The organism is Caballeronia sp. GAFFF1 (assembly GCF_023630705.1).
Lineage (GTDB): Bacteria > Pseudomonadota > Gammaproteobacteria > Burkholderiales > Burkholderiaceae > Caballeronia.
Genome location: NZ_JALQEM010000028.1, coordinates 418244 through 429299 on the forward strand (window position 1 = coordinate 418244; position 11056 = coordinate 429299).

Annotated in this window: 9 protein-coding genes; 7 read left to right on the plus strand and 2 right to left on the minus strand. The window is 63.7% G+C overall.

What is annotated here, in order from left to right; all coding sequences use genetic code 11:
• Positions 1 to 307: 307 nt before the first annotated feature.
• Together ggt and NCR37_RS15605 are read right to left on the minus strand one after the other, a co-directional pair.
• Positions 308 to 2041 carry a gamma-glutamyltransferase gene (gene ggt, locus NCR37_RS15600; RefSeq protein WP_250473763.1) on the minus strand — a complete coding sequence of 578 codons (1734 nt, stop codon included), beginning with the start codon at positions 2039 to 2041 and terminating at the stop codon, positions 308 to 310.
• Positions 2042 to 2099: 58 nt separating this feature from the next.
• The gene (locus NCR37_RS15605; protein WP_250473764.1) at positions 2100 to 2861 is read right to left on the minus strand and encodes an SDR family NAD(P)-dependent oxidoreductase; all 762 of its coding nucleotides are present in this window, start codon (positions 2859 to 2861) and stop codon (positions 2100 to 2102) included.
• A 182-nt stretch (positions 2862 to 3043) separates the two neighbouring features.
• On the opposite strand from NCR37_RS15605, the gene NCR37_RS15610 reads away from it, so the two are divergent.
• From NCR37_RS15610 to NCR37_RS15640, 7 genes are all read left to right on the plus strand, one after another.
• Positions 3044 to 3514: a VOC family protein gene (locus NCR37_RS15610; protein ID WP_250473765.1), complete on the plus strand. Its 471-nt coding sequence runs from the start codon at positions 3044 to 3046 to the stop codon at positions 3512 to 3514.
• A gap of 351 nt (positions 3515 to 3865) precedes the next feature.
• Positions 3866 to 5500 carry a peptide ABC transporter substrate-binding protein gene (locus tag NCR37_RS15615; protein WP_250473766.1) on the plus strand — a complete coding sequence of 545 codons (1635 nt, stop codon included), beginning with the start codon at positions 3866 to 3868 and terminating at the stop codon, positions 5498 to 5500.
• A gap of 18 nt (positions 5501 to 5518) precedes the next feature.
• Positions 5519 to 6439: an ABC transporter permease subunit gene (locus tag NCR37_RS15620; RefSeq protein WP_175941665.1), complete on the plus strand. Its 921-nt coding sequence runs from the start codon at positions 5519 to 5521 to the stop codon at positions 6437 to 6439.
• A gap of 11 nt (positions 6440 to 6450) precedes the next feature.
• Positions 6451 to 7341, plus strand: a complete 891-nt coding sequence (locus NCR37_RS15625) for an ABC transporter permease subunit (RefSeq protein ID WP_250473767.1) — start codon at positions 6451 to 6453, stop codon at positions 7339 to 7341.
• Positions 7342 to 7344: 3 nt separating this feature from the next.
• Entirely contained in the window at positions 7345 to 8343 is a 999-nt protein-coding gene (locus NCR37_RS15630) for an ABC transporter ATP-binding protein (protein ID WP_250473768.1), read from the plus strand.
• Entirely contained in the window at positions 8336 to 9325 is a 990-nt protein-coding gene (gene oppF, locus NCR37_RS15635; RefSeq protein WP_250473769.1) for a murein tripeptide/oligopeptide ABC transporter ATP binding protein OppF, read from the plus strand. Before NCR37_RS15630 ends, oppF begins: the two co-directional genes overlap by 8 nt.
• A gap of 161 nt (positions 9326 to 9486) precedes the next feature.
• Positions 9487 to 10884 carry an OprD family outer membrane porin gene (locus NCR37_RS15640; RefSeq protein ID WP_250473770.1) on the plus strand — a complete coding sequence of 466 codons (1398 nt, stop codon included), beginning with the start codon at positions 9487 to 9489 and terminating at the stop codon, positions 10882 to 10884.
• Positions 10885 to 11056 lie beyond the last annotated feature (172 nt).

An 11056-nucleotide genomic window follows, 5' to 3' on the forward strand; every position in this document is an offset into this window, starting at 1 on the left:
ACGAATGGCCGTGCGCGCGTCGACGCGCACTGCGGGTCCGTCGTCAGGGTCGTCTCGTATGTAGTTCTGGATGGGCCGGGTGCGTCGCGCGCAGCGGCGCATGGTGCACTCGGTCAGGACAGAGACTAGGGGAACGAAACGCGCGGTCCAATCCCAAGCGAAACATGCCGCTCATGCCAGCATTCTTATATTTCTGAGAATCCCGCAGGGGACGGGCGTAAGAGCGCGACCGGCGAAATCCGGACTAGGGCAAATGCCTAGTCCGGACCGAGCGCGATACTTTCACGCTGTAAGCGTCGGCGTGCCTTTACTGAATGACGCGCGACACGCCACGCCCGCGCGGATCGGACATCGGCTCAGGCGTTTCGCCGTTGATGCGGATAGCCTGAATGTCGCCGTTGAAGCCTTGCATCGAGAAGGTGTAGCCCTTCGCCTCCAGTTGCTTCACGACCTCCGGATCGAGCTGATGGAACGGCTCCTGATAGATCGTGTTGGGCGGGAGCAGTTGATGGTGAAAGCGCGTCGCGCCGACGGCTTCGGCCAGCGGCATCTGGAAGTCGTACACGTTCGACAGCACCTGGAAGATCGACGTGAAAATGCGCGATCCGCCCGGCGTGCCGATCACCATGGCGACCTGGTCTTCCTTCGTGAGAATGGTCGGCGTCATCGACGAGAGCGGGCGCTTGCGCGGCGCGATGGCGTTTGCGTCGCTGCCCACGACGCCGAACATGTTCGCCACGCCCGGCTTCGCGGAAAAGTCGTCCATCTCGTCGTTCAGCACGACGCCGGTGCCTTCCGCGACCACGCCTGCGCCGAAGTAACCGTTGATCGTGTAGGTGTTCGACACCGCGTTGCCCCACTTGTCGACGACCGAGAAGTGCGTCGTCTCCGCCTTCTCGGGCATCGACGTGCCGAGCCCCGGCTGCACGCTCCTGGTATCGGACGGCGTCTCGGGATTCACTTCCTGCGCGCGCTTCAGAATGTAGTCGTCGTCGACCAGTTGCGCGACCGGCACCTTGTAGAAGTCGGGATCGCCGAGATACTGCGCGCGGTCGGCGAACACGCGCTTCTCGATCTCCGCGACGAGGTGGATGTACTGCGCGGAATCGAGCGGCACGCCTTCGAACTTGTCCTTCAGGTCGGCCTTCATCTTGAGCAGCTGCACGAGGCCGACGCCGCCCGAACTCGGCGGCGGGGCGGTGATCACGCGATAGCCGTTCCAGCTCGCCACCACCGGCTGCCGCCAGACCGCCTTGTACTCCTTCAGATCGCGCGTGGTGATGAGCCCGTGTCCGGTCATCGACGTGGCGATCAACTCCGCGGTCTTGCCCTGATAGAAGCCTTTCGCGCCCTTGTCCGAGATGCGCTGCAACGTCTGCGCCAGATCCGGCTGCTTGAACACTTCGCCCGCTTTCATGCCGCCGAAGTAGAGGTCGAAGTTCGTCTTGCCGGCGAAGTCTTTGGACGCGCGATCGCGCCGCTCGATCAGTTGATCGTCGACGACGAAACCGTCCTGCGCGTACTGGATGGCGGGCGCGAGCACCTGCTTCCATTTCAGCCTGCCGAAGCGCTTTTGCGCTTCCCACATGCCTTCCACCGTGCCCGGAACGCCGACCGCGCGATGCCCGTACAGGCTCATGCCCTTGATGACCTCGCCTTTGTCGTCGAGGTACATGTTGCGCGTGGCGGAAATCGGCGCGCGCTCGCGGTAGTCGAGGAAGTAGGGCCGATGGTCCACGTAAAGCGTCATGAACCCGCCCCCGCCGATGTTGCCCGCTTCCGGATACGTGACCGCGAGCGTGAACGCGATGGCGACGGCCGCGTCCACTGCGTTGCCGCCCTGCTTGAAGATTTGCTCCGCCGTGTCGGCGGCGTACTTGTCCGCGACGGCGACGGCGGAGGCGGTCAGGACTTGCGGCTGCGTGTCCGCTGTCTTCGCATAGGCGGGCGACGTTTCGACGAAGCCCGCGACGCTAAACGCGGCGACGGCCGCGGCCGTCAGCGCGAGGGACCGAAAGCGATGTTCCTGTTTCAACGGCATCTCCTGCATTCTCCTTTTCTCGGTATCGACTAGCGCCTTATAACACGGCCGGCGCGCCTCACGGCATCAACTGGCCGCCGTTGACGTCGATGATCTGGCCGGTCACGTAGCGCGACATCGCCTCCGACGCGAGATAGAGGAACGCGCCGCTGCAATCGTCCGCTTCGCCGATATAGCCCATCGGGATCGACTTGCGGAAGGCTTCGAGCTGCTCGGGCGTCGAGAAGCGGTCGTGGAACGGCGTGCCGATCACGCCCGGCGCGACCGCGTTCACGCGAATGCGGTCGGCGGCGAATTCCTTCGCCATGCCCTTCGTGATGGTGCTGACGAAGCCTTTCGACGCCGCGTACAGCAGCGCGCCCGGACCGCCGCCGTTGCGCGCCGCCACCGACGTCACGTTGATGATCGAGCCGCCGCCCCCCGAGCGCAGCGAAGGCAGCGCCGCCCGCGTGAACGAGACGACCGAGCGCGCATTGATGTTGATGATGTCGTCGAAGAGTTCGTCGGTCGCGCTTTCGAGCGGCTCGCGCTTCACGAGGCTGCCCGCGTTGTTGATGAGCACGTCGATCTTGCCGAACGCATCGACCGTTTGCGCGACGGCGGCCACGATCGCCTTCGAGTCGCGCACGTCCGCCCCGACGGTGATCGCGCTCACGCCGAGCGCGCGCACGTCTTTCGCGACTTCCTCGGCCTGGTCCTTCGAACTGTTGTAATGCACCGCGACATTCGCGCCGTAACGCCCGAACGCGCGGGCCGCCGCCGCGCCGATGCCCGTGCTCGCGCCCGTGATGAGGATCGACTTGCCTTTCAGATCGTGCATGAGTGCTCCGTTTGATGGGGAAGTGGGACGTGCTTCGACCGAGAGTATGAAGCGAATAGTGAAAACTTGTTAAGGGCGCGTCGCGGCGCTTTGCGGCGCTCGCCCAAAACCGGCACCATCTGATGTGCGCCGCGGGTGGCGAATGCGGCGTCCGCTAACTTTGCCGAGTTCAGGAGGCATTCATGAGTGCACCAGTCGATCCCATCCCCGAAGGCCGTCATGGGGTGATTCCGTATATCGCGGTGGCGGGTGGCGTCGCGGCCATCGACTTCTACAAGAAAGCGTTCGGCGCGACCGAAGTCTTCACCATGCAGGAGCCGGGCGGGCGCGTCGGGCATGCGGAGCTGCTGATCGGCGGCAATCCGTTTTATCTGAGCGACGAATTCCCCGAAATGGAGGTGAGAGGTCCGCTTGCCATCGGCGGCACGCCGGTGATGCTGCATCTGTACGTGGAAGACGTCGATGCCGTGGTGCACCGCGCGGTCGACGAAGGCGCGACCATTCTGCGCCAGGTCGAAGACCAGTTCTACGGCGACCGCGGCGGCAAGGTGCGCGATCCGTTCGGCCATGTCTGGTGGATCGCGACGCACAAGGAAGACGTATCGCCCGAGGAATTGCGCGCTCGCGCGGCACGCCTCTTCGGCGGAGCCTGATTTTGCGGTGCGCGTGTCGTCGCGCGATTTCCGCGACGACACGCTGCGGTCCGTTCGGTGGAGCCGCCGCAGGATCGCACCGGCCTCAGTCGCTCATTCGGGCGATATTTCGAAACATTTCGTCATCAAGCGCGATTGCGGGTGGCATCCGCATGACCGATGCGAAATACTCGTTGCCAGCCATCAAGCGCGCCGAGGCCCGCTCGGAAATCTTCGGGACAGCGGTGCATGCCTTTGGCATTCATCAGTGATGCTAAGTGTTAGACGCCGCTTCGTTTAGCCATACGCGGCTAAACGCGGCGTCATTCAAGCAACGAGAAAAAGCAATACAACGAGACAAGAAGGAATTTTATGAAGTCGTTCGCCGCTTTCACTTTCCTCCAACGCGCGTCAGTCGCTGCGGCCAGCACCGCGTTCCTGCTTGCGGCGATGCCTGCCGCAGCCGCCATCGTCCCGCCCGGCGTGACGCTTGCCGCCAAGCAGGAACTGGTGCGCAACAACGGCTCGGAAGTGGAGACGCTCGACCCGGCGCTCGTCGAATCGGTCGGCGCGGCGAACCTCGCCCGCGACCTCTTCGAAGGGCTCACGGCGACCAACGGCGACGGCGCAGTCGTTCCCGGCGTCGCGGAGAAGTGGGAGCAGAAGGACCCGACGACGTGGATCTTCCATCTCCGCAAGAACGCGCGGTGGTCCAACGGCGACACGGTGACCGCGAACGACTTCGTCTACGGCTGCCAGCGTTTCATCGATCCGAAAACGGCGTCGTCGTACGCGAGCGTCTTCGGTCCGTTCCTCCTGAACGGCGCGGAGATCGTCGCGGGCAAGAAGCCGGCGAGCGCGCTCGGCGTACGCGCCGTCGACGCGACCACGCTCGAAGTCAAGACTTCCGGGCCGGTGCCGTTCCTGCCGGAATTGATGTCGAACGCGAACTTCGGGCCGGTGCATCGCGCGACGGTGGAGAAATTAGGCAAGGAGTGGACGAAGCCGGGCAATCTCGTCAGTAACGGCCCGTTCCAGTTGAAGGACTGGCAGGTCAACAGCAAGCTCGTGCTCGCGAAGAACCCGAATTACTGGGACAAGGAACACGTCCAGTTGACGAAGGTGACGTACTTGCCGGTCGAGGACGAGAACACGGACGTCAAACTGTTCCAGTCGGGCGAGAACGACATGACGTATCAATTGCCCACCGGCACGTACGCCAAATACCGTCAGCAATTCCCCAACGATATCCGCAACTCGCTGATTCTCGGCACGCGCTACTACAGCTTCAATAACCGCGATCCGCTCCTGAAGGACGTGCGCGTGCGAAAGGCGCTCTCCATGGTGATCGACCGCGATCTGCTTGCGCAACGCGTGACCGCCGACGGCCAGACGCCGAGCTACGGCCTGCTGCCGAAGGGCGTGAGCGGCGCGGACGTATCGGCCTATGAATGGGCAAGCTGGCCGATGGACAAGCGCGTCGCGGAAGCGAAGAAGCTGCTGGAACAGGCGGGCGTGAAGCCGGGCACGACGCTGCGCTTCGCGATGAACACGAGCGACTACAACAAGAAGATGGCGATCTTCGCGGCCTCCGAATGGAAAACGAAGCTGGGTCTTGCCACCGACATCGAATCGATGGAATTCAAGGTGCTGCTGAAGAAGCGCCATGACGGCGACTATCAGATCGCGCGCAACGGCTGGGTGGCGGACTACAACGACGCGACGACCTTCCTTACGCTCGTGCAGTGCAAGTCCGAGCAGAACGACAACTTCAACTGCAATCCGAAGGCCGACGCGCTCGTCAAGCAGGCAAGCGAAACAACGGATCTCGTCAAGCGCAAGCAGTTGCTGACCGAGGCAGCCAAGCTCGTGATGGACGACTATCCGATGCTGCCGCTTCTGCAATACGGCCTGCCGCGCCTCGTGCGCAGCACGGTCGGCGGCTATTCGCTCAAGAATCCGGCGGACCACTACGGCAGCAAGGACCTCTACATCGTCAAGCATTGACGCCAAGGACGCGCTCTCATGTGGTCATATGCCCTGCGTCGCGTGCTGCTCACGCTGCCGACGCTCCTGATCGTCGTGACGGTCTGCTACCTGCTGCTGCACGCCACGCCCGGCGGTCCGTTCGACGGCGAGCGCAAAGTCTCTGCCGAAGTGCTCGCGAATCTGCAGGCGAAGTATCACCTCGGTGAGCCGTTGTGGAAGCAGTATCTGCTCTACCTCGACGGCCTTCTGCACGGCGACCTCGGCGCGTCGTTCCGTTACGCCGACTGGAGCGTGAACGAACTCGTGCTGCGCGCGCTGCCGGTGTCGCTGACCATCGGCGGCGTGTCGATGGCGCTGGCCATCGTCATCGGCGTGCTGCTCGGCGCGGGCGCGGCGCTGCGGCGCAATAGCATCGCCGACTACGCGCTGATGCTGGTCAGTAACGCGGGCAACGCGTTTCCGTCGTTCGTCATCGGGCCGGTGCTGATTCTCGTCTTTGCCATCGGCCTCAAATGGCTGCCCGCGGGCGGGTGGAACGGGGCGGACGCGCGCTACATGGTTCTTCCGGTCGCGCTTCTCGTGATGATCAACGTCGCGACGGTCGGACGCGTCACGCGCGCAAGCCTCATCGAGGTGATGAACACGCCGTACATTCGAACCGCGCGCGCGAAGGGCTTGCCGATGCGCGCCATCGTGCTGCGTCATGCACTCAAGCCGACGCTGATTCCGGTCGTCTCCGTGATCGGGCCGCTCGCCATCTCGTCGATCACGGCGGCGGTCGTCACGGAATCCGTGTTCTCGCTGCCCGGCATCGGCAAGCTGATCGTGAACGGCGCGGCCAATCGCGATTACACGCTCGTGCTCGGCCTCGTCGTGCTCGTCACGGTCGTGGCCGTGCTGCTTAACTTGCTGGTCGATCTCGCGTACGCGTGGCTCGATCCGAAGATCCGCTATTGAAAGGGCGCGCGATGAAATCTGCTTCTCTGGCGCCTTTGCTCGAACAGGCGGTCGCGGGCCGCAGTCCGTGGCAGGACGCGCGCGCGCGATTTCTGCGCAACAAGGCGGCGGTCGTGAGTTTGGCGCTGCTCGCCGTCATCACGCTCGCGTGCATCGTCGGGCCTTGGCTGTTGCCCAACGCGTTCGATTCCGCCGACTGGAACGCGATGAGCGCGCCGCCCGCGTTCGCTCACTGGCATCTCTTCGGCACGGACGAAACCGGCCGCGACCTGCTCGTGCGCTGTCTGGTTGGCGGGCGCGTCTCGCTGATGATCGGCGCGCTTGCCACGCTGACGTCCGTGACGCTCGGCATCGTATGGGGCGCGATTGCGGGCTTCGTCGGCGGACGCGTCGACAACGCGATGATGCGCTTCGTCGACATGATGTACGCCATTCCGTACCTGCTCATCGCCATTCTGATGGTGACGCTGCTCGGCCGCGAGTTCTATCTCGTCGTGCTGACCATCACCGTGTTCTCGTGGATGGACATGGCGCGCGTGGTGCGCGGCCAGACGCTCGCCATCCGCTCGAAGGAATTCGTGGAGGCGGCGCGCGCCATCGGCGTGCCGACGCGGCGCATCATCGCGCGGCATGTGGTGCCGAATCTGCTCGGCATCGTCGCGATTTATACGACCGTCACCGTGCCGGGCGTAATTCTCACGGAGTCCGTGCTGTCGTTCCTCGGGCTCGGCGTGCAGGAGCCGATGACCAGTTGGGGCGTGCTCATACAGGACGGCGTCGGCGTGATGGAAGCGTCACCGTGGATTCTGCTGTTTCCGGCCGGGCTGCTGTCGGTGACGCTCTATTGCATCAATTATGTCGGCGACGGGCTGCGCGATGCGCTCGATCCGAAGGACAGGTGAGCCATGCCGCTAGTCGAAATCAACGATCTGCGCGTCGAGTTCGCGACACACGACGCCACCGTTCGCGCGGTCAACGGCGTGAGCTTCACGCTGGAAGAAGGCGAAACGCTCGGCATCGTCGGCGAATCGGGCTCGGGCAAAAGCCAGATGGTGCTCGCCATGCTCGGGCTGCTGGCGTCGAACGGGCGCGCAAGCGGGCGCGCGATGTATCGCGGCGAGAACCTGCTCGGCATGTCCGCGAAGGCGCTCAACCGCATTCGCGGCAACCGCCTCTCGATGATTTTTCAGGACCCGATGAGCTCGCTCAATCCGTACCTGACGATCGAGCGGCAAATGACCGAAGTGCTCGAACTGCACAAGAACATGACGCGCCGCGAGGCGAAGAAGCGGGCCATCGCCATGCTGGAAGCCGTGCGCATTCCCGAGGCGGCGCATCGCATCGGACAGTATCCGCACGAGTTGTCGGGCGGCATGCGGCAGCGCGTAATGATCGCGATGGCGCTCTTGTGCGAGCCCGAAGTGCTGTTCGCGGACGAGCCGACCACCGCGCTCGACGTCACCGTGCAGGCGCAGGTGCTGCAACTGCTGCGGGATTTGCAGCGCGATTTCGGCACGTCCATCGTGTTGATCACGCATGATCTCGGCGTCGTCGCCGGCCTGTGCGAAAAGGTCATGGTGATGTACGGCGGCCGCGTGATGGAACAATGCGACGCCGCCACGCTGTTCGCAAAGCCCTCGCATCCGTACACCATCGGCTTGCTGCGCGCGTTGCCGCGCCTCGACCAGCAGGGTAGCGAACTCACCGGCATTCCGGGCAATCCGCCGAACATGGCGCATCCGCCGGCGGGCTGTCCGTTCCACGGACGTTGCGCCGATGCCGCCGCCGAATGCGCCGCGCGCGCGCCCGCGCTTACGGCGGTCGACGGCGCTTACTGGCTGCGAGCATGCCATCGGCCCGTGGATGCGCTGAAGACGCGTTATCGGGAGGCGAGCCATGTCTGACGCGGCATCGACCATTCTTTCCGTGCGCGACATGCGCGTGCATTTTCAGGTGAAGGCAAAGAGCCGGCTGCCGTGGGCGCCAGCGCGCACGCTGAAGGCTGTCGACGGCGTGAGCTTCGATCTTCGCGCCGGTGAAACGCTCGGCGTGGTCGGGGAGTCGGGCTGCGGGAAGTCGACGCTTTCGCGCGCCATTCTGAACCTGATTCCGGCGACGAGCGGCGACATCGTGTGGATGGGCACGAATCTCACGCGGGCCTCGCAGCGCGAATGGCATGCGGCGCGCGTCGACGTGCAGATGATTTTTCAGGACCCGCTCGCATCGCTCGATCCGCGCATGACGGTCGGGCAGATCATCGCGGAGCCGTTGACCGAGCATCGGCCGGGCATCGGCAAGCAGGAAAGCCAGGCACGCGTGCGCGCGATGATGGCGAAAGTCGGCCTGCGCGAGCAGATGATCAACCGCTACCCGCACGAGTTTTCGGGCGGGCAGTGCCAGCGTATCGGAATTGCGCGCGCGCTGATCGTGGAGCCGAAGCTCGTGATCTGCGACGAACCCGTTTCCGCGCTCGACGTCTCCATTCAGGCGCAGATCGTCAACCTGCTGAAGTCGTTGCAGTCGGAGATGGGGCTGTCGCTCATCTTCATCGCACATGACCTGGCGGTGGTGCGCCATATCTCGGACCGCGTGATGGTGATGTGTCTGGGCCGCGTGATGGAGCTTGCCGACAAGCAGGCGCTTTACAAAACGCCGCGGCATCCGTACACGCGCGCGCTGCTTTCCGCTGTGCCGGTGCCTGATCCGGCGGTCGAGCGTGGCAAGACCGTGCAGATCTTGTCGGGCGATATCCCGAGTCCCATTAATCCGCCTTCCGGCTGCGTGTTCCATACGCGTTGCCCGATGGCCGAGGCGCGATGCGCGTTGGAAACGCCCGAAATGCGCGCGCTCGATAACGGCGCGTCGGCCGCGTGCTTTTTCGCCTGATGCGCAAGTTTCCATAGCCCACGACATGCATGCGTAGGAAGCCTAAGCGCGCGTCGCTCGTCCCGACCGTTTCGGTCGCCGGGCGCGGCGTGTTGCAGCCGTCGATTTCGTTAGTTGGTTTGTGTAGTCCGCAGGTTGAGTCAGTTGTTGGAGATACTTTCGTGAAAAAAGAAAAAATTTCAGTCGCACTTTCGATTTTGCTTTTCAGCGGCGCGATGGCAGCGACCGTGGCCGCCTACGGCCAGGAAGCCGATACGGAGCCGCTTTCCCGACATACCGAAACCGTCCCGAGTTCGCCGCCCAATACTGAAGCCGATGCGCCCGTGAGCAGTCAGGCGAAGTCGAAGGGCTTTATCGAGGACTCGCACTTCAATTTGCTCGGCCGCTCTTTCACCGAACATTTCGAACCGGAGGGTGCAAAGAAAAAAGACGCGTGGGTGCTTGGCGCGCAGGCCGTGTTCGAATCGGGCTTCACGCGCGGGCTGGTTGGGCTCGGCGGCGATGTGTCGATGTTCGGCGCGTTCAAGCTGAACGGCGGCAACGGCGCGGGAACGCGCGTGCATGTGGGCACGGACGGCGGCGGGGCGAATCAGCTTGCGTGGGCGTATCCGGGCGTGTGGGACGTGAAGGCGCGCGTGTCGAACACCGTGCTCAAGTACGGCCAGCAACTCTTCGACAACCCGTTCCTCGTGCCGCACGACAATCGCGCGTTGCCGCCGACGTATCGCGGCTTCTCGCTTGCCAGCGAGGAGGTCAAGAATCTCACGCTCAAGGCCGGCACGGTGGATGGCGTAATATCGCGCGGCATGACGACCGTAACCGGGCTCTCGACGGAATATGGCGGTAAGCACGTTTCGCAATTCACGTACTTCGGCGGCGACTGGACGCGCGGCGACGATACGGCGGTCACGCTTTACGGCAGCATCGCGAATAACGTATGGCAGCAGTATTATCTGTCGGCCACGCAAAGCATCGGCGACGCGAAATCCGTGCGCTGGACCGGCGCGCTCAACTATTACTACACGGGCGCCATCGGCGACAAGCGTCAGGGGCCGATCAATAACAATGCGTATAGCCTGGCGCTCGCCGGCACGCACGGCGCGCATACACTGCAATTCGCCTTTCAGCAGATTCTCGGCGACCAGATGTTCGACTACATGCACGAGTCGGGGGGCGATTATCTTTCCAATTCGCTGGATGTCGACTATAACCAGCCGCACGAGAAGTCAGTCAGTCTTTCGTATTCACTGAATCTTAAGGACTACGGCATGCCCGGCTTCAAGGTGACGACATGGGTCGCCTATGGGTGGGGCGCCGACGGCAGTGCCATGGCCAATAGCGGCACGGTCAACGCGAGCAGTTATATTGTGAACGGTGAACCCGTGCACGGCACGCATCACGAATTCGGCATTATTCCGAGTTACACAGTGCCGGACGGCAAGTTCAAGAACACGTCGGTCAAGTTCTATTACATGCATCACCAAGGCAGCAAGTATTATTCGGACGGAACAAGCGACATTTATCGGCTGATGGTGAATGTGCCGTTCAATGTGTTTTGAGGCGGGAGGTCGGCGGGGCGGGGTGTGGTGCTGCTGACGGTCGCGGGAGTGAGTGGCGGGGGGGGGGGGGGGGGCGCCCCCCCCCCCCCCCCCCCCCCCCGCCCCCGCCCCCCCCCCCCCCCCCCCGCGCGGGGGGCTCCGCTCCAGCACCCCCCCCAACACCCCCCCCACA

Coding starts and splice junctions, on each gene's coding strand:
- NCR37_RS15610 (WP_250473765.1), top strand. CDS start 3,044: ATGAGTGCACCAGTCGATCCCATCCCCGAAGGCCGTCATGGGGTGATT.
- ggt (WP_250473763.1), bottom strand. CDS start 2,041: ATGCCGTTGAAACAGGAACATCGCTTTCGGTCCCTCGCGCTGACGGCC.
- NCR37_RS15620 (WP_175941665.1), top strand. CDS start 5,519: ATGTGGTCATATGCCCTGCGTCGCGTGCTGCTCACGCTGCCGACGCTC.
- oppF (WP_250473769.1), top strand. CDS start 8,336: ATGTCTGACGCGGCATCGACCATTCTTTCCGTGCGCGACATGCGCGTG.
- NCR37_RS15615 (WP_250473766.1), top strand. CDS start 3,866: ATGAAGTCGTTCGCCGCTTTCACTTTCCTCCAACGCGCGTCAGTCGCT.
- NCR37_RS15630 (WP_250473768.1), top strand. CDS start 7,345: ATGCCGCTAGTCGAAATCAACGATCTGCGCGTCGAGTTCGCGACACAC.
- NCR37_RS15625 (WP_250473767.1), top strand. CDS start 6,451: ATGAAATCTGCTTCTCTGGCGCCTTTGCTCGAACAGGCGGTCGCGGGC.
- NCR37_RS15605 (WP_250473764.1), bottom strand. CDS start 2,861: ATGCACGATCTGAAAGGCAAGTCGATCCTCATCACGGGCGCGAGCACG.